At 57.9% G+C, this 16,732-nt stretch carries 18 protein-coding genes and 2 pseudogenes; 5 read left to right on the forward strand and 15 right to left on the reverse strand.

Annotation, left to right across the window (positions count from 1 at the left end; genetic code table 11):
- The first annotated feature begins 114 nt into the window (after positions 1-114).
- Positions 115-789, forward strand: coding sequence for a peptidylprolyl isomerase (locus AC0V6Z_RS12665; protein WP_472638811.1), 675 nt, complete (start codon positions 115-117; stop codon positions 787-789).
- Here the strand turns inward: AC0V6Z_RS12665 and AC0V6Z_RS12670 are convergent.
- The 6 genes and pseudogenes from AC0V6Z_RS12670 to sdhC form a co-directional block, all read right to left on the reverse strand.
- Positions 761-1,426 (reverse strand): C13 family peptidase, encoded by a 666-nt coding sequence (locus AC0V6Z_RS12670; RefSeq protein ID WP_472638812.1) that lies wholly within the window; start codon positions 1,424-1,426, stop codon positions 761-763. The two genes, AC0V6Z_RS12665 and AC0V6Z_RS12670, sit on opposite strands and share 29 nt — an antisense overlap.
- Positions 1,392-1,805 carry a hypothetical protein gene (locus tag AC0V6Z_RS12675; RefSeq protein WP_472638813.1) on the reverse strand — a complete coding sequence of 138 codons (414 nt, stop codon included), beginning with the start codon at positions 1,803-1,805 and terminating at the stop codon, positions 1,392-1,394. The genes AC0V6Z_RS12670 and AC0V6Z_RS12675 overlap by 35 nt, the downstream gene beginning before the upstream one ends.
- Positions 1,806-1,973: 168 nt before the next feature.
- Entirely contained in the window at positions 1,974-2,861 is an 888-nt protein-coding gene (locus AC0V6Z_RS12680) for a hypothetical protein (RefSeq protein ID WP_472638814.1), read from the reverse strand.
- Positions 2,861-4,698 (reverse strand): annotated as a pseudogene (sdhA, locus tag AC0V6Z_RS12685) (succinate dehydrogenase flavoprotein subunit). The gene AC0V6Z_RS12680 and the pseudogene sdhA overlap by 1 nt, the downstream one beginning before the upstream one ends.
- Positions 4,698-5,084, reverse strand: coding sequence for a succinate dehydrogenase, hydrophobic membrane anchor protein (sdhD, locus tag AC0V6Z_RS12690; RefSeq protein WP_472638815.1), 387 nt, complete (start codon positions 5,082-5,084; stop codon positions 4,698-4,700). Before sdhD ends, sdhA begins: the two are co-directional and overlap by 1 nt.
- A complete protein-coding gene (gene sdhC / locus AC0V6Z_RS12695) occupies positions 5,084-5,476 on the reverse strand; it encodes a succinate dehydrogenase, cytochrome b556 subunit (protein ID WP_472638816.1) in 393 nt (130 codons plus the stop codon). Before sdhC ends, sdhD begins: the two co-directional genes overlap by 1 nt.
- 106 nt (positions 5,477-5,582) lie before the next feature.
- Here sdhC and AC0V6Z_RS12700 point away from each other — a divergent pair.
- The 4 genes and pseudogenes from AC0V6Z_RS12700 to AC0V6Z_RS12715 all read left to right on the forward strand — a co-directional run bounded on the left by AC0V6Z_RS12700 (position 5,583) and on the right by AC0V6Z_RS12715 (position 8,804).
- Positions 5,583-6,294: pseudogene (locus AC0V6Z_RS12700) on the forward strand (SDR family NAD(P)-dependent oxidoreductase).
- Positions 6,284-7,189, forward strand: coding sequence for a subclass B3 metallo-beta-lactamase (bla, locus tag AC0V6Z_RS12705; protein ID WP_472638817.1), 906 nt, complete (start codon positions 6,284-6,286; stop codon positions 7,187-7,189). Before AC0V6Z_RS12700 ends, bla begins: the two are co-directional and overlap by 11 nt.
- Entirely contained in the window at positions 7,186-8,088 is a 903-nt protein-coding gene (locus tag AC0V6Z_RS12710; RefSeq protein WP_472638818.1) for a 50S ribosomal protein L11 methyltransferase, read from the forward strand. The genes bla and AC0V6Z_RS12710 overlap by 4 nt, the downstream gene beginning before the upstream one ends.
- Positions 8,088-8,804 (forward strand): DUF2459 domain-containing protein, encoded by a 717-nt coding sequence (locus AC0V6Z_RS12715; protein WP_472638819.1) that lies wholly within the window; start codon positions 8,088-8,090, stop codon positions 8,802-8,804. Before AC0V6Z_RS12710 ends, AC0V6Z_RS12715 begins: the two co-directional genes overlap by 1 nt.
- Positions 8,805-8,807: 3 nt before the next feature.
- Here the strand turns inward: AC0V6Z_RS12715 and AC0V6Z_RS12720 are convergent, their stop codons facing one another.
- The 9 genes from AC0V6Z_RS12720 to recN all read right to left on the reverse strand — a co-directional run bounded on the left by AC0V6Z_RS12720 (position 8,808) and on the right by recN (position 16,648).
- Positions 8,808-10,019, reverse strand: a complete 1,212-nt coding sequence (locus AC0V6Z_RS12720; protein WP_472638820.1) for an RNA polymerase sigma factor — start codon at positions 10,017-10,019, stop codon at positions 8,808-8,810.
- A gap of 2 nt (positions 10,020-10,021) precedes the next feature.
- On the reverse strand, positions 10,022-10,372 hold the full coding sequence (locus AC0V6Z_RS12725) for a YciI family protein (RefSeq protein ID WP_472638821.1): 351 nt from the start codon (positions 10,370-10,372) through the stop codon (positions 10,022-10,024).
- A 92-nt stretch (positions 10,373-10,464) separates the two neighbouring features.
- Positions 10,465-10,953: a CinA family protein gene (locus AC0V6Z_RS12730; RefSeq protein ID WP_472638822.1), complete on the reverse strand. Its 489-nt coding sequence runs from the start codon at positions 10,951-10,953 to the stop codon at positions 10,465-10,467.
- Positions 10,953-12,137: a sterol desaturase family protein gene (locus AC0V6Z_RS12735; RefSeq protein WP_472638823.1), complete on the reverse strand. Its 1,185-nt coding sequence runs from the start codon at positions 12,135-12,137 to the stop codon at positions 10,953-10,955. The genes AC0V6Z_RS12730 and AC0V6Z_RS12735 overlap by 1 nt, the downstream gene beginning before the upstream one ends.
- Entirely contained in the window at positions 12,134-12,388 is a 255-nt protein-coding gene (locus tag AC0V6Z_RS12740; protein WP_472638824.1) for a BRCT domain-containing protein, read from the reverse strand. Before AC0V6Z_RS12740 ends, AC0V6Z_RS12735 begins: the two co-directional genes overlap by 4 nt.
- Positions 12,382-14,214: an NAD-dependent DNA ligase LigA gene (gene ligA / locus AC0V6Z_RS12745; protein WP_472640916.1), complete on the reverse strand. Its 1,833-nt coding sequence runs from the start codon at positions 14,212-14,214 to the stop codon at positions 12,382-12,384. The genes AC0V6Z_RS12740 and ligA overlap by 7 nt, the downstream gene beginning before the upstream one ends.
- 40 nt (positions 14,215-14,254) lie before the next feature.
- Entirely contained in the window at positions 14,255-14,539 is a 285-nt protein-coding gene (locus AC0V6Z_RS12750; RefSeq protein WP_472640917.1) for a putative quinol monooxygenase, read from the reverse strand.
- A gap of 136 nt (positions 14,540-14,675) precedes the next feature.
- Positions 14,676-14,963 carry a hypothetical protein gene (locus AC0V6Z_RS12755; RefSeq protein ID WP_472638825.1) on the reverse strand — a complete coding sequence of 96 codons (288 nt, stop codon included), beginning with the start codon at positions 14,961-14,963 and terminating at the stop codon, positions 14,676-14,678.
- Between the two features lie 20 nt (positions 14,964-14,983).
- Entirely contained in the window at positions 14,984-16,648 is a 1,665-nt protein-coding gene (recN, locus tag AC0V6Z_RS12760) for a DNA repair protein RecN (RefSeq protein ID WP_472638826.1), read from the reverse strand.
- Positions 16,649-16,732: the final 84 nt, after the last annotated feature.

Genomic DNA, 16,732 nt, shown 5'->3' on the forward strand with positions numbered 1-16,732 from the left:
TCCTGCTCTCGATTACGTCTGTAGTTTTATCGATTACGTTTGTAAACATGAAGCCTGGATGAACGCGGCACTCTACCCCTTGCCCTTCGATCAGACTGCGATATCCTCCGACGAATGACATGGAAGAAATCACTATTCGCATCGGCCACATTGCTTATCGCTCCGGGCGCGCACGCCCAGGAACCCGATGATATTCTCGCCACGCCAGAGCCAGAGCCTCAGTTTGAAACTGTCAGCGTCGTTCTGGATACCCAGTTGGGCGAGATCACCATTGCGCTGGAAACGGAGCGCGCGCCGATTACGGCGGCGAACTTCTTACGCTATGTTGATGAGGACCGCTTCGATGGCACCGTTTTCTACCGCGCTATGCCACTTGATTGGGGAAAGCAGCCCAATGGCCTGATCCAGGGCGGCACCCAATGGGACCCAGACCGTATCCTTGACGGTATCGAGCACGAGCCGACCACTGTCACCGGGCTCAGCCACACGCGCGGCGCGCTATCCATGGCGATGGGCGAACCCGGCACGGCCAATGGCGATTTCTCTATTGTGCTCGGCGATCAGACTGGGCTGGACGCGAACTCCAACTCAGATGATCCAGTCTGGCGCAATGGCTATGCGGTGTTTGGCTATGTCACCGATGGGATGAGTGTCGTTGAGGCAATCCATGCCGCCCCAATCGATCCAGCGAAGGGCGAAGGCTGGATGAAGGGCCAAATTTTGGCTGAGCCTGTTACTATCGTCGAGGCGCGGCGAGCGCCTAGCGAGACCGAGGAACCGGCTGACTAGAGGTGTTCGAACCCAGCGTGCTGATCGCTGGGCGCCCAATCGGAGTGCCTGCTGCCTGAGGCGTACGCGCACGGAGCGCTGGCATCCACTCGCTCACTTTGGCGCCGATCTGCGTCTGCGGCAAAGAGGCGAAAACCCGCGCCTTGGCCTCCCAATCCGCGATTGAACGGTTTGCTTCCTTTGAAGCATCAGCCAAGGATTGCGGTTTTCGCAGCGCATTGTTGATCAGCGCATCACCAAAGAATGTCCAATCATTGTCCGCCTGACACCCGAATGAGGTGCGATTGTCCGCCGCCGCAGTCAGGATAGCCGTGTTGTCACTGGCGAGTTTCGGCACGAACACACCCGCATAACATGCGCTGATAATCAGAACCCGCCGCTCTATGCCCAGCTCTTCCAGTGCGGCCTTGAAACGGTCAGGCGACAGCACGCCATAGCCGGTGTCGCCATAGTGATAGGCCAAGCCCTGCTGCAGACCGTGGCTGGTGGTGTAGAGCACCAGCACGTCTTCGCTGGTGTCCATAACCTCTGAAATGTGCGCGAGGGTAGAGAGAAACGCGCTGATCGAGCCTTTGGGCAGCTCGTTGCTCGTTCCATCTGGGCTAAGCCAGCGTGATCGTGCGCCCCGCCGCGCCATATCGCCGCGAAAGCACTTTGGCTGCCTCGCGCGCTTCGCGGGCAAACACCGGATCGCTATCCAGCGCCACGGTGAGGACATAAGCATCGACGGTCCCAGGGCGATTGGGCTGTAGCGCGCTGAATACCGCATCCAGCTTGCGCCGCTGGCGGAGCAAAGCCGCGGGCGAACTCTCACGCTCAAACTCTGGCGATGCAGCCAGACTGGCATTGATCGCAGCACGGTTTTGACCCGAGACGAAATTGGGCCACGGCTTGGTGTGCGGCGGCGGCTGATTGGGATTGCTGGCGCTGTCCGAATTGCTCTGAGTATAGGCTGGCCCAGCGACCACCAACGCGAGCGCCGCGACCGCGATTCGAAAAGATGCGCCCCGTTTCATATGAGGCTTATGGTGTGCGGAGCGATGGATAGCGTCAAGCCTGAAGGCAGGTCTCGTATGCACCATTGGTTCGCAGTCTATCGAAATGGATCAAACGGTTCAAACAGAAGCCACATTCGTCCTGAGCCTGTCGAAGGATATACGTCAGAGACGCCTGCTTACCCATGATCAGACCACCTCAATTCGCCACCGATTTGACCTCTTATAAATCGATACATTAGAATTTTCAGACGCAATTTCGTCGAGCCACCTATCCAGCATTTGCGTATCATCAAGCCCTTGATCATTCGCGAAATCATTCTGAATTTCCGCACGCATCTTTTCGCCTGTGCCAGACAACGAGAACAGAAAACCCTTGTAGGACGAAAAATGGACGACTGATCTTTTCGCTTCGTCAAGCTGCTCAAAAATACGACCGTCGAGAACCACGCCAGAGGTTTCGACCTCCTTTTCCAATGCTGACAATCCATGGGCGTCGCCTCTTCCGGCAAAGTAGCGAGCTAAAGTTTCGATCAACTCCCAAGGAAAGCGTGTCTTGAAACGCCAATCATCGAAAAACACGAACCCTTCTTCGTTATCAAGTTCGGAATCCGACGCTTGAGTGACCCATTCATCACGAAGACCTCCTATCTCAAGTCCTGATTTGCTCGCATTTGATCTGAGCCAAGCTTGGGCTTGCCCGCCCAATGGTAGAGCCTGTTTTACAGCCTCTAAAGCACTATCGGCTTCGTCAGAATCTTCGAACATCCACGTGCGTTCGTGCCTTTTCGCCAAGCGATTTAACGCCTGTACGCAGGTCAATTCTTCAAACCCTTCTTCAAAGCTGTATCTGTCTGCCGAGTTTTGAAAATTGTCGGACGACACTTCTATCCGGACTTTGGGATCTGGCGCTCTTTCGACTTCGTTGACATCCAACAAGCTGACTTCGTGAAAGAGATCAGCTATTTCATTTTCATCGAAACCTGCCGCTCTCAACGTTCGAATGGCACCGTCTAGAACTTCCTTCGCGATCACATCCCTTTTGCTGAAACCAAGCGAAGAAAAAAATTTAGCCATCAATAAACCCGCGCTTTCGGTTCGATATAGGTCGCATCGTCGGTCAGTGTGTATTCGTGCACGGGGCGATAATCGATCTTCATATCGCCTTTGCCGCTGCCCTTGGCGCCGCCGCCCCAACCATCAAACCAGGTGATGGTGTGCTTCATCCATTCTTTGTCGTTGCGATCCGGGAAATCTTCGTGGCTGTGCGCTCCGCGGCTTTCCTTGCGGTTCGCCGCGCTCGCCATGGTCACATTCGCCTGTGACATCAGATTGTCGAGCTCCAGCGTTTCGATCAAATCGCTGTTCCAAACGAGCGATTGGTCGGACACGTGAATGTCTTCCATCCGCTTGTTCTGCTCGGCCAGGATTTTGACGCCTTCTTCGAGCAGAGCGCTGTCACGGAACACAGCCGCATGTTTCTGCATGCCCTTTTGCATTTCGCTGCGGATTTGTGCGGTTGGTGAACCGCCCTGCGCATAACGGAAATGGTCAAGCCGACTGAGCGCCAGCTCGGCGCTATCTGCGGGCAGCTCTGGCTGGCTTGCGCCCGCCTTCGTAATGTCGCGCAGACGATGACCGGTCGCGCGGCCAAACACCACGAGATCGATTAGCGAGTTGGAACCCAGACGGTTTGCGCCGTGTACCGACACACAGGCTGCCTCGCCCACGGCGAACAGGCCGGGGACCACGTGATCCGGATTGCCATCCGGGCCGATGGTCACAACCTCGCCGTGATAATTGCAGGGGATGCCGCCCATATTATAGTGCACGGTCGGAGTGACTGGCAGAGCCTGCTTGGTCAGATCGACGCCAGCGAAAATCTTGCCGCTTTCGGTGATGCCCGGCAGGCGCTCAGCCAAGACCTTTGGATCAATGTGATCGAGGTGCAGATGAATGTGATCACCATCTGCGCCCACGCCGCGCCCTTCGCGCATTTCCAACGCCATAGAACGGCTGACCACGTCGCGCGAAGCAAGGTCTTTTGCCGATGGAGCGTAGCGCTCCATAAACCGTTCACCCTCGCTATTGGTGAGGTAACCGCCCTCGCCCCGCGCGCCTTCTGTGATCAGGACGCCCGCGCCATAAATGCCGGTTGGGTGGAATTGAACAAATTCCATATCCTGCAAAGGCAGGCCAGCGCGTAACACCATGCCGCCGCCATCGCCGGTGCAGGTATGCGCCGAAGTCGCCGTATAATAGCAGCGACCATAGCCGCCGGTTGCCAGCACTACGTTTTGCGCACGGAACCGGTGAATGGTGCCATCGTCCAGGCACTGAGCAATCACGCCGACGCATTTGCGATTCCCCCCTCGCCCGTCATGATCAGGTCGAGCGCGAAATATTCGATGAAGAAATCCGCGTCATACTTCAGGCTCTGCTGATAGAGCGCGTGCAGCATGGCGTGACCGGTACGATCGGCCGCGGCGCAAGTCCGCTGAACCGGCGGGCCATCGCCCATATTCTGCATGTGGCCGCCAAAGGGGCGCTGATAAATCGTGCCGTCTTCGTTGCGAGAGAACGGAACACCAGCGTGCTCCAGCTCGTAAACAGCGGCGGGTGCTTCCCGCGCGAGATATTCAATCGCGTCTTGATCGCCCAGCCAATCTGCGCCCTTCACCGTGTCATACATATGCCATGACCAGTGATCAGGCGTGTTATTGCCCAGCGATGCCGCGATCCCGCCTTGCGCCGCGACAGTGTGCGAACGGGTTGGGAAAACCTTAGAAATATTGGCAGTGCGCAGGCCAGCCTCGGCCGCGCCCATGGTTGCGCGCAGGCCAGAGCCGCCAGCGCCAACAACAACAACGTCGTACGTGTGATCGATAATCTTGTAGGAATTCAGGTCAGCCATCAGGCGGCTCCTCCGAGTGCGAGCCGGGCGACGCTAAAGATAGCGAATGCACCGCCGCCAATGACAGCAAGGTTGAGTGCAGCGATCACGCCAAATTTGGTGCCGCTGTTTTCGACATAATCTTCGATCAGCACCTGAAGCCCCAGGCGCGCGTGCCAGAATGTGCAGATCACCAGCAGGATCATCGCCGTGGCTGGCACGGGGTGAGAGATCCAACCGCTGACCGTGGCATATCCAAGATCCGGCAGCAGCATGATGCTGGCCACCAGCCAGATCGTGAGGACAACATTGCCAATCGCCGTAAAGCGCTGCAGCAGCCAATGATGCGCGCCAGCATGCGAAGAGCCGAGACCGCGTACTTTTCCGAGTGAAGTTCCACTACCCATCAGATCACTCCCTGCTTGCTTAGCATGAAGCCCCAGAAGGCCGCAGTGAGGAGGATCGCCAGAATGGGTGATGCAATTGACCAGATCTTATTGGCATTCAATTCATAGCCAGCGCCGATGTCGAGGACAAAGTGCCGCAGGCCGCTCATCATATGGGTGAAGAATGCCCATGTCAGACCGACCAGCACAACATAGCCAAAGGGCGAAGTTGCTACCGTCTGAAACGCATTATACGCCTCTGGTCCGCTCGCCAATGCGCCAAGCCACCAAACCAATACAGCCAGGCCAACAATTGCCAAGCCGTCGCCGGATACCCGGTGCAAAATCGAAACCAGCATGTGCGGCCCCCAGCGCCAGATCTGCAAGTGGGGGGAAAGCGGTCTATTCGCCATTATTTTTTGATCCCATACATTTCGTTCCCCCCACTTAACGTGACAATCGCGTGTGACAAGCGGTGAGCGCTCGACTCCCGGTGCAAAGTTTTGGATAGAGTGTTGCATGAAGTACATTCTCCTTACCGGATCGAGCCGTGGGATCGGCGCGGCGGCCCGCGAAGAACTGACAGCGCGCGGGGCAAAAGTGATCGGCCACGCGACACGCAGCGGCGATGATCAGACGATCGCCGCAGACTTCACCGATCCCGGCGCAGCGCAGGCCCTATGGGACGCAATGCTGGAGAGAACCGGCGGCAAAGTGGATGTGCTGATCAACAATGCGGGACTGTTTGACGCCAATCCGCTGGATGGTTCCGACATTGCCTGGCTGGACGGGTGGGAAGACACCTTGCGCATCAACCTAACCGCCGCGGCCCAGCTTTCCCGCTTTGCGGTGCGCCATTGGCAAAGCACGGGTATCACAGGACGCATAGTGCATGTCGCTAGCCGCGCCGGGCACCGGGGCGATTCTGCCTGCGCATTGGCATTATGCCGCGGCAAAGGGCGGCATGCTGGCCATGCACAAGACCATCGCGCGCGCTTATGCCAGTGAAGGCATATTCAGCTATGCGATAGCTCCGGGCTTTACAGATACGGCCATGGCCGGAGATTATCTGGAGAGTCGCGGCGGCGACGGTCTGCTGAAAGACATTCCTTTGGGCAAAGTCGCTCAGCCAGAAGAGATCGCGCGCATCATCACATTCTGTGCGCTGGATGCCCCACCCAGCATGACCGGCGCGGTGATTGACGCCAATGGAGCGAGCTATGTTCGGTAGATTGGGCGTGATCACGAGCGCGTTGTTGCTCACAGCTTGTTCTACGTCGCTCGCGAACGAAGAAGAGCCTTCTGGGTTACCTGCTGACCAGCAAGCATTTCTTGACGCCTGCGAGCCTTGGGACGACTGGGACAAGCCTGCCCCGCCCTTCAAGATTCACGGCAGTTCCTATTACGTCGGCACATGCGGTATCTCTGCGATCCTGATCACCGATGACAGCGGCCACATCCTGCTCGATAGCGGGACCGAGGCAGGAGCCCGCGTTGTAGAGAGCAACATCGAGAGCTTGGGCTTCAACCCGAACGACATACTCCTGCTCGGATTTAGCCACGAACATTTCGACCATGTTGGCGGCATGGCCTATTTGCAGGAGCTGACCGGGGCAACTCTGGTTTCGCTGGAGGCGGGCGCCGAGGCGATGCGTACAGGCCGCGATCAACCGGGCGACCCGCAAAACGGGATGCATGAGCCATTTTCACCCGTTCGCGTCGACATTATCCATCAGGACGGGGATGCAATGGGCACAGGACAAACCTCTGTCCGCTCTATCGCAACCCCGGGTCACACGCCCGGCGCGACAAGTTGGGAATGGGAAAGCTGCGAAAACGACGTTTGCAAAACCATCGTCTATGCTGACAGCCTCTCTCCGGTTAGCGCAGATGGATATCGCTTCTCCGATCATCCGGATTACTTGGCAAAGTATCGCGCGGGCCTTGATCGTTTGACAGCCATTGACTGCGATATCTTGATCGCTGCGCATCCATCGCATGGGCAGTTGTTCCAATGGTTTGAAAAGGGCGGCCTGCTGGCCATGGAAGCGCCCTGCGCTAAATATGTCGCCAAAAAGCACCGCGATCTTGATGCCCGCCTCGCCAAAGAAGCCGCTAGCGAATGAGCACAAGTTGGAAGCTATCGGCCTTTGCGCCAAAGAAGGCCGTCCAGGCCGCTCTGCTGACGCATGATGAGCTGGATGATTGGGATTTTGATCTCGTCATTTCTGGCCGCGAAATTGCCGAGGATCGCCCACAGGAATGGGTGCTGGAAGGGTGGTATCCGAGCAAGCCTGGGGCAGCGCAAAAGAGCGCTCTTACCAATCTGTTCGCCGGTAAAGCGCCCAAGATCACGGTCGAGAAATTGCCCGATCAGGATTGGCTCACTCTGAGCCAGCAAGGCGTCGAGCCGATCCGCGCCGGACCATTCTACATTCATACGCCCGATTTTGCGCCAGACCCATCTGCCATCAATTTTGCGATCCCAGCGGCCCAAGCCTTTGGCACCGGCCAGCATGAGACCACCGCTGGCTGTCTCGAAATGCTCGCGGCGATGAAGCGCACCGGGATGAATGCGCGCAATCTCGCCGATATCGGCACAGGCACAGGGCTGCTCGGTTTCGCGGCGCTCAAGCTTTGGCCTGCTGCGCGCGCCACCGCATCCGATATCGATCCCGTCTGCGTCCACGTGATTGAGGATAATGCCGCCCTCAATACCATCCGACTTGGCCCGCGCCCTGGCGAAATGGCGATGGTGATCGCGGATGGCATGGACGATCCATTGCTGCGGGCACGCGCGCCTTATGACCTCTTGATCGCCAATATTCTGGCAGGACCGCTGACCGAGCTGGCACCTGATTTCGCCGCCTCTGTTCCGCCAGGCGGCAGCGTCTTGCTTGCCGGCTTGCTGACCACGCAGGAGCAAGGCATTCGCCGAGCCTATCGCCGCGCTGGCTTTCGCCTGACCGCACGCCTTATCAGGGGCGATTGGTCGATCCTGTGGCTGCGGCGGCGCGGCACCTGATGGCCAGCAAGGTGCTGCCCAGAATTGGTCGGGCGCTGAAATATGCGCTCATCGCCTTGGTGGCTGCACTTGCGGTGTTCCTGCTCACCGCATGGTTTGGATCAATGATCCCGCGCGGCACACTCGCTGAGGAGCCGATCGCCGATCCGGTTACGATCATGGTTGAGACCAATGGAGTGCACACGCAATTCGTGTTGCCGGTGGCCAATGCGCACAAGGATTGGCGCGAGACATTTCCCAGCGCGAATGAATGGCTGGGCACCGCCGAGCCGACCCATGTCGCGATTGGATTTGGCGACCGGCAAGCCATGATGGAGATACCGCAAATCTCCGATCTGTCGGTATCCAGCGCGCTCAGGATCGGGACCATTGGCGGACCCGGCGTGATCCGCGTCAGCCGCTATATCAATCCGCCCCTCGATAAAGAGCGCCGCGCGATGCGCGTGTCGGGCGAACAATACAAAGCCTTGGTCAAAGCAATTGAAGCAGACCTGCCGCCGCTGGGCGCCGACCCGTTTCGCGATTACGAACGCGATACGTTCAGCCGGGATGCGTATTACACCGCGATCCCAAGCTACAATCTCACACAGACGTGCAACCAATGGACCAGCAATCGGCTAGCGATGGCGGACATACGCACCGGTCTTTGGACGCCTATGTCTGGCGGGGTGATGAAGTGGCTCCCGGTGCATCGCACGGAGCTGGGCGAGCGCTAAACTCTATTCAATCCTTGCAAAGCGTTGCTCTAAATATCGCCGTTCTGCGCTGCGCGGACTGAGTTTCAATGCTGCATTCAGAGATACCTTTGCCTCTTCATCGCGCCCCAATCGGATCATCATATCCGCTCGCGCCGCATGATAGGGCCTAAGTGATTGGAGCTTCTCTTTCGGAAGCTCTTCCAACGCAGCAAGCCCAGCGGCAGGACTCTCCGCTTGCGACAGTGCAACCGCCCGGTTCAACGCCACCACAGCGCCCGGCCGCATCACCATGAGTGCATCATAAAACTTCAAGATTGCCGCCCAATCGGTCGTACCATCGGTCCGGCGCCGCGCATGGCACAGCTGAATTGCGGCCATCACTTGATACGGCCCGGTTCGCGAAAATGCATGCGCCTGATCAAGAAAGAGCCGCGCATGTTCAATCAGTGCGCCGTCCCAAAGGCTGCAATCCTGCTGAGACAGAGGGACCATTGCTCCGGCCTCATCCACCCTCGCCGCCTCCCGCGATCTTGCAAGCGCGATGAGCGCCGCCAGCCCCAACACTTCCGGCTCCTTTGGCAGCAATTCGGTCAACATATTGGCAAGCCGTGAGACCTCACCCGCCAGCTCTCCATCGCGTTCGTTCGCCGCATCCTGATATGCCACCGTATAGGCCAATTCCAAGGTGAGGAGTACCGCATCTAACCGCTCTGCCCATGCCGTTCGCGGTGGCAATTCGAACGCAATGCCTGCTTTGTGGATCTTTGTTTTGGCCCGCGTGATGCGCTGAAACATGGCTGGTTCATTGCACACAAAGACTCGCGCAATTTCCGACACTGGCACACCGCAAATCACCTTCAGCGCTAATGCCGTGCGCGCCTCCAAAGCAATCGCTGGATGACAGCAGATGAAGATCAGCCGCAGCCGTTCGTCCGGTATCGCTTCGGGCAATTGGATAACATTGCTCATCTCGCTTACCTGGGCCGCATCGCTGACAGCCCGGTCCTGAGCCGCCTGCCTACGCATCGCGTCGAGCGCCTTGCGCTTAGCTGTGACGAAGAGCCACGCGGCGGGACGGTCTGCCGCGACACCTTTGGAAATGTACGTCTCCGCCGCTTCGGCGAAGGCATCCTCCGCCATATCCAGATCGCGTAGTTGCGCAGCAAGAGCCGCGATCACGCGCGGCCGCGCCTCTGCAATGGCATCAGCGATTTGCACAGACGCGGCCGCCAAAGTCACTCCTGCCAAACGGGGCGCACTTCGATCCCGCCATTGCCAGGCACTGGAATTCTACGAGCCCATTCAATGGCTGTGTCGAGATCATCCGCTTCGATGATGTAGTAGCCACCCAGTTCTTCATGCGTTTCAGCATAGGGACCATCATGCAAAGTGCCCTCACCAGCTTTGTATTTGATGGTCGTGGCAGTGGCTCCAGGCTGCAATCGATTGCCTCCGCCATAGACGCCAGCCTTTTCCATATCTGCGATTAACGCCATGTGTTTGCCAACGGTTTCCTCCATCAATTTGCCACCATCATCACCCTTATAAATGTTCTCATCTTCGGTGATCAGCAACATATATTGCATGGGTCTTCTCCTTTGTGGCCCGCGCCACCGCGGCGAGGCTCTGATCAGAAGACGAAACTGGCAAGTCGGATTCGACAGTTACTCAGAATTTTTCACTCGCTGAGTGTTTGCTCCAGCAGATTGAGCGCATTGCGAGTGAAGGCCTGCATGTTTTCGATCCGGTTTTCGCTGCCTGTCTCCAGCACAAGCGTGTGCTCGCTCTCTGGCCCGATAAGCGCTGCGCAACTGCGCCCAGATGGCGCGCCACTCGGATGCTTGCTGCCGCCGACAGAGCCGCTCTCAGCGATGCCCCAATCTGCACCAAAATTATCGCGGATCGCGCGCGCTTGAAGCAGGGCGTATTCTTCGCTCGCGCCGCGCATGCCCTTATAGGCCTCGCGCGGTAGATCAAACAGAACATCGCGCGCCCGGAACGAATAGACCACGCCGCCGCCAACAAAAAAATCGAGCGCGCCAGGCACACTCAACATGCTGGCCGCGATCAATCCTCCGGTTGCACCATCGGCCACCGCAATTTTCTCACCGCGAGCACGCAAGAGATCGGCAATCCGCAGCGCCTGTGGGTGCGCTTCCGTGAGCATTATTCCTGATCTTTCGGTTTGCGGGTCCATGGGTAGGCCATCTGTTTAAGATAGCTACGCGGCACATCCTCAGGAATACCATAGTCCTTTGGCCAGCGTCCTTTCGGAAGATGGAAGGTGCCAAACAGCTTGTCGATCCACGGAAAATGTATCGCGAAATTCACATCAAACGCCTCTTGTTCCAAGCCGTGATGCCAATGGTGAAACCTTGGCGTTGCCAGCCAATGTCCAAGACGGTCGAAATCTCCGCCGACATTCGCGTGAAGCAGCGACGACCAAACGTATATGAAACCCAGATAGACCTGCATTACCGATGGACTGAACCCGAGCGTAAAGAGCGGCAGGCTGGTCACCATTCGCAGCAACACAACCTCAATCAAATGCATGCGCGAACCGGCAAGCCAATCCATCGACTTTGCGCTGTGATGGATCGCGTGAAAGCCCCAAAGGAATGGAACCTTATGGAACAGGCGGTGATACCAATATTGCAGGAAATCAGACGCAACCAAGACGATCACGAATTGAACCAGCCATGGCAGGTCGGCGACACCCGCACGAAACGCCTCCCAGCTATTGGTGTTCGCGTTGATGATGGTCGAAGGCGCAAGCGTTAGAAACGTAAGTATCTGCACAAACATTGTGCTGACCAGGAAATAGAACAGATCCTCTCGCCATTCATTACGGAACAAGCGCTGCTCGCGGCGATGCGGGAACAGCCTTTCGAATGGGGCGAACATCAAGCCGGTGACCAGCAAGTTGACGATAAAGAAATCGAGACCGAAAAAGATTCCCCAACTGTTCGTCTCCTCTGGCTGAACATTGGCACCGCCGAGCAAGGCTGCTCCAATGCCAATGACCAACGCGCTCACGCCCAGCACCTTGCGCGGCCTCAACAGCAAGCTCAGCAATGCCAGCGAGTAACTCGCCAGCAGAACACCGTGCACGAGCGTGCGAAACCCGGTCCATTCCTTGACGATCTCTAGTTCTGGTGTCGCGAACCATTCTGGAAAGCGGAGCGCGATGACAAGGAAGAACCCTGCGATTGAAAAAAGCAGCGCGAAAAAGCCAGCGAACCAGCCACTGCCAAAACGGCGCACTTCGCGCGGCGATTCCAGATCGCGCATCAGCTTGCGAAAATAACCGGAGACCTCCGCCTCGGCGCGTTTTTCGATCTTGCAGCTCATCCCGCCGCCGCCACAATTGCGGCCCAGCCTGCCTCATCCATCACTTCAATCCCCAGGCTTTGCGCCTTTTTGAGTTTCGATCCCGCCCCCGGCCCTGCAACCAGAATATCGGTCTTGGCGCTGACTGAGCCGCTGGCCTTTGCGCCAAGCCGTTCGGCCTGCGCTTTCGCTTCATCGCGGCTCATTGTCTCCAACTTGCCGGTAAACACCACGGTCTTACCCGCGACCGGACTGTCGAGCGTTTCTACCACATAGGCCGCAGCGGTGAAACCTGGCTCAGCATATCTTCCCAAACGGCGACATTGTGCGGCTCGTGAAAAAAATCTGCGAGCGAATGCGCGACCGTCGCGCCGAACCCATCGCTGACGCCGAAAATGTCTTTCGCGGCGTTGTCCATGCGGGCCTTGAACGGTGACGGTTTCTCGTCATCGCCCAGTGGATTTTCAAGGCGATATGTTGAAAATTGCTGCGCAGCATTCCGCAGCATATTGATGTCACTCAGCGCCTTCATCAGGTCGCGTGCAGTGACCTCACCAACATGGCGAATGCCCAGACCGAACAGCAATTTTGCTGCATCCGGTTCACGCTTTGCCTCGATAGAGGCGACGAGGTTGTCGACCGACTTTTCCTGCCAACCTTCCAACGCCAGAATGTTGTTGCGGCGATCCTTCAGGCGGAAGATACCAGCCGGGCTTTCCAGCCAACCAAGCTCAAAGAACTGGTCAATGGTCTTCTCGCCCAGCCCATCAATATCCATCGCCTTGCGGCTGACAAAATGTTCAAGCCGCTGGGTCCGTTGAGCCGAGCAGATCAGCCCGCCGGTGCAGCGCATATCAACCTCGCCCTCTTCACGCGCAGCCTCGCTGCCGCACTCCGGGCAAATCTCAGGGAAATCGAAAGGCTCGCGCTCCGCATCGCGGGTCAGATTGTCGACCACCTGCGGGATCACATCACCGGCGCGCTGAACGACAATCCGGTCACCTGGCCGCACGCCCAGGCGCGCGATCTCATCGCGATTGTGCAGCGTCACATTGGTGACCGTCACCCCGCCAACCAGAACCGGGGCGAGCCTGCCGACCGGGGTCAGCTTGCCGGTGCGCCCGACCTGAATGTCGATCGCCTCCAGCGTAGTCTGCGCCTGCTCGGCCGGAAATTTGTGCGCCAACGCCCAACGCGGAGCCTTCGCAACAAAGCCAAGCCGACCCTGCCAATCAAGCCGGTCGACCTTATAGACCACACCATCGATCTCGTAATCGAGGTCCGGACGAACAGCGCCAATTTTCTCATAATGCGCGATCAAAGCATCCGTGCTCTCAACGCGTTTGAACAGCGGCGAGATCGGAAAGCCCCAGCGCCGCAAGGTCTCCACAACCTCGCTTTGGGTTGCGCCCGGAACTGCGGAAGCCGCGCCCCAACCATGCGCCCAGAACCGCAAAACGCGTTTTGCTGTGACGCTGGCATCCTTCTGGCGTAGCGATCCTGCGGCGGCGTTGCGGGGGTTCGCAAACAACTTTGCCTCCACCTCCTGCTGCGCAGCATTAAGCGCAGCAAAGGCCTGTCTTTCCATATAAACTTCACCGCGCACTTCGAATACATCGGGCACATCATTACCGCGCAGTTCCTGCGGAATGTCGGCAATATGCTGCACATTGGCGGTCACATCTTCGCCGACCTGCCCATCGCCTCGCGTCGCCGCACGCACCAGCTTGCTGCCTTCATAACGCAAGCTGCAGGACAGTCCGTCAATCTTATCCTCAGCAGTGAAAGCCATCACCTGCCCATCATCCAGGGAGAGGAAACGCCGCACCCGCGCGGTCCATTCCTCAATCTCTTCGCGCGAGAAACCATTGTCGAGGCTCATCATGCGAACCTCATGCGTCACCTTGCTCAGCGGCGATGCAGCAATTTGATGGCCGACATTTTTGGACGGGCTATCATCACGGATCAGATGCGGAAACGCCGCCTCCAATTCCGCATTACGCCGCACCAGCGCGTCATATTCCTGGTCGGTGATCTCCGGATTGTCCTGCGCATGATAGAGCTTATCATGCTTCGCGATCAGGCGCGCGAGGCGCATCAGCTCATTGGCTGCATCGGCTTCTGAGAGGTTCGCCAATTCAGGCTCCCATTACAGGCTTTGTCTCTACCCGCGTTCCGAAACCAGCAATGTGCGGGCGCGCCTTGCCAATTGCCGCCTGGACTGAAGACATCTGGAGGCTGTTCGCATGATCAGTCTTCGTCTGCCAAACTTCGGTGATCCAAATCGAGTTGGGGTCTTCGAGGTCTTCGCCGATCATATAGGCGATGTTTCCTGGCATATCACGTGTACCTTCGAGCAAGGCAGAAATAACTTCTGCACGCTTACCTTCAGCGGTTTTCATCTGGCCGATCAGACCATACATTTCTTCCAAGTGTTGAGCTCCTAAAAGTCTGGTTGAGCACCCGCCCAACAAGGATAATGCAGCAAGGCCTGCAAATTCACGCCGCTGCATCACGCAACTCCATCATTTTGGGAAGTGTTGGGGATCGCTGCAAGACTCACTCAACCAAAACAAACATCGACAATATCAAGAGCGCCGCACCAAAGCAGCCAGCGATAGCCCAGCCTCTAGCCGACGCATATCCCCGAGTAAGCCGCAGCATCAGCCATCCAACTGCGCCGGAAAAGACGAGCCACATCGCGGTCGTTATCGCATAGGTTGGCCAGGTATCTGCATCTATTGGACTGTAGTGCGAGCTTACCATGATCACCACGAGCCACGACACTGTCGCACCCAGGATCGCGAAAATCCCGGCGACCAATGCCAGGATTTGCAGGCCGCTCATTTTAGGCTTCACGCCTTCCATCATGCGTTCTCCAACAAACGGTCCGCCTGCGCGCGCGCCTCTGGTGTGACTTCCGCGCCCGACAGCATCCTCGCGATCTCTTCCTTGCGCTCCTTTGAACTCAGTTTCGAGACCGAAGTTTTGGTAACGGTGCCGCTGGACGCCTTAGCGATAAGATAATGCTGCCCGCCGCGCGCGGCGACTTGCGGGGAGTGCGTCACGGCCAGCAATTGGCCGCTGTCGGCCAGCCTTGCAAGCCGCTCTCCAATCGCGCTTGCCACCGCGCCGCCAACGCCGCGATCAATCTCGTCAAAGATTACGGTTGCGGCCCCGCCCTGCTCGGCCAAGGCCACCTTCAGCGCGAGGATAAAGCGCGACAATTCGCCGCCCGATGCGATCTTGTTGAGCGGCGCAAAATCGGCGCCTGGATTGGTCGCAATCAGAAATTCGGCGCTGTCCATTCCGGCCGCGCCCCATTTGTCTTCTGGCAATTTACCCACCGCGGTCAGGAAACGCGCGGCGTCCAGCTTCAACGGGGCCAGTTCTGCCTCAACAGCCTTGTCCAGTTTCTTGGCCGCTTTCAGTCGCACAGCATGCGCTTTTTCCGCCTTAGCCAGATATATCTCTCGCGCTTCACGGGCGGCGGTTTCCAGCGCGTCCAATTGCGCCTCACCGCCCTCAATTGCGTCAAGTTGTGCCCGCATGTCACGCATCAGCTCTGGCAGGTCATCAACATCGCAGCGATGCTTGCGCGCAATCGCTCTTAGTTCAAACAAACGCGTCTCAGCAGCATCCAGCGCCTGGGGATCATGGACCAGAGCATTGCCCGCATCCATTAAGCGATCCTCCGCCTCGCCCGCTTCTATCACAGCGCGGTCCAGCGCTGCCAATGCCTCGGTCAGCAAGGGATGCTCGCCCGCGATCCGATCCAGCTTGCGTGCGGCCACCCGCAGCGATGCCAGCGGCGAATCTGAGCCTTCCCAAATATGGCGCAGCTCCTCCAAATCACCGGATAATTTCTCGCCCTTTTGCATGGCGGCGCGGGTCTCCGCGAGGCGAACCTCTTCGCCCGCCTGCGGCTCAATCTCGGTCAGTTCAGCCAGATGGGCGAGCAGCAATTCCTGATCAGCTGCGGCCTGCTCCACCGTGCCGCGTGCCTCGGCCAATTGCGCCTCTGTCTTGGCGCATGCCTGCCATGCGCGCTCCAATCCACCCAGATCCGTCCCGGCATACCGATCCAGCAAAGCGCGGTGCCCGCGCGGGTTCACCAGCCCGCGATCATCATGCTGTCCGTGCAGTTCAACCAGAGATGCGGAAAGCTCTCGCAGCAAGGCAACGCCAACAGGCTGGTCATTGATAAAGGCCTTGGAACCGCCATCGGCCTTCACCTGACGGCGAATGATCAGCGGCTCTCCCGGCTCCAACTCTATATCTGCATCATCCAATGTGGCGACGATTGCGGCAGGAAACGCGCCAAATTCAAAACTGGCAGTTACACTGGCCTTGGCCTCGCACGCGCGCACCAAAGAAGTCTCTGCCCGGTCGCCCAGCACGAGGCCGAGCGCATCGAGCAAGATCGACTTACCCGCGCCTGTTTCGCCGGTGAGCACGCCCAACCCGCGCGTAAACTCTAGGTCAAGCGCCTCGATAAGCACGATATTGCGGATGGACAGGCGGGTCAGCATTTCAGCGGGTTTTCTAACCGCTCAAATGCCGCACGTCACCTGCTGAGCTGAGACAACAAACAGCTAGTTTTGCGCTGCGTGCAT

It is taken from the genome of Erythrobacter sp. SN6-5, assembly GCF_057364945.1.

Excerpts from the sequence above, each read along its gene's own strand:
- AC0V6Z_RS12670 (WP_472638812.1), bottom strand. The coding sequence starts at position 1,426 with ATGGCGCGGCGGGGCGCACGATCACGCTGGCTTAGCCCAGATGGAACG.
- sdhC (WP_472638816.1), bottom strand. The coding sequence starts at position 5,476 with ATGGCGAATAGACCGCTTTCCCCCCACTTGCAGATCTGGCGCTGGGGG.
- AC0V6Z_RS12750 (WP_472640917.1), bottom strand. The coding sequence starts at position 14,539 with ATGTATGGTCTGATCGGCCAGATGAAAACCGCTGAAGGTAAGCGTGCA.
- AC0V6Z_RS12755 (WP_472638825.1), bottom strand. The coding sequence starts at position 14,963 with ATGAGCGGCCTGCAAATCCTGGCATTGGTCGCCGGGATTTTCGCGATC.
- AC0V6Z_RS12730 (WP_472638822.1), bottom strand. The coding sequence starts at position 10,953 with ATGCTCACGGAAGCGCACCCACAGGCGCTGCGGATTGCCGATCTCTTG.
- AC0V6Z_RS12680 (WP_472638814.1), bottom strand. The coding sequence starts at position 2,861 with ATGGCTAAATTTTTTTCTTCGCTTGGTTTCAGCAAAAGGGATGTGATC.
- AC0V6Z_RS12710 (WP_472638818.1), top strand. The coding sequence starts at position 7,186 with ATGAGCACAAGTTGGAAGCTATCGGCCTTTGCGCCAAAGAAGGCCGTC.
- recN (WP_472638826.1), bottom strand. The coding sequence starts at position 16,648 with ATGCTGACCCGCCTGTCCATCCGCAATATCGTGCTTATCGAGGCGCTT.
- AC0V6Z_RS12735 (WP_472638823.1), bottom strand. The coding sequence starts at position 12,137 with ATGAGCTGCAAGATCGAAAAACGCGCCGAGGCGGAGGTCTCCGGTTAT.
- AC0V6Z_RS12725 (WP_472638821.1), bottom strand. The coding sequence starts at position 10,372 with ATGCAATATATGTTGCTGATCACCGAAGATGAGAACATTTATAAGGGT.
- AC0V6Z_RS12665 (WP_472638811.1), top strand. The coding sequence starts at position 115 with ATGACATGGAAGAAATCACTATTCGCATCGGCCACATTGCTTATCGCT.
- sdhD (WP_472638815.1), bottom strand. The coding sequence starts at position 5,084 with ATGGGTAGTGGAACTTCACTCGGAAAAGTACGCGGTCTCGGCTCTTCG.
- bla (WP_472638817.1), top strand. The coding sequence starts at position 6,284 with ATGTTCGGTAGATTGGGCGTGATCACGAGCGCGTTGTTGCTCACAGCT.
- AC0V6Z_RS12715 (WP_472638819.1), top strand. The coding sequence starts at position 8,088 with ATGGCCAGCAAGGTGCTGCCCAGAATTGGTCGGGCGCTGAAATATGCG.
- AC0V6Z_RS12675 (WP_472638813.1), bottom strand. The coding sequence starts at position 1,805 with ATGAAACGGGGCGCATCTTTTCGAATCGCGGTCGCGGCGCTCGCGTTG.
- ligA (WP_472640916.1), bottom strand. The coding sequence starts at position 14,214 with ATGCGCCTCGCGCGCCTGATCGCGAAGCATGATAAGCTCTATCATGCG.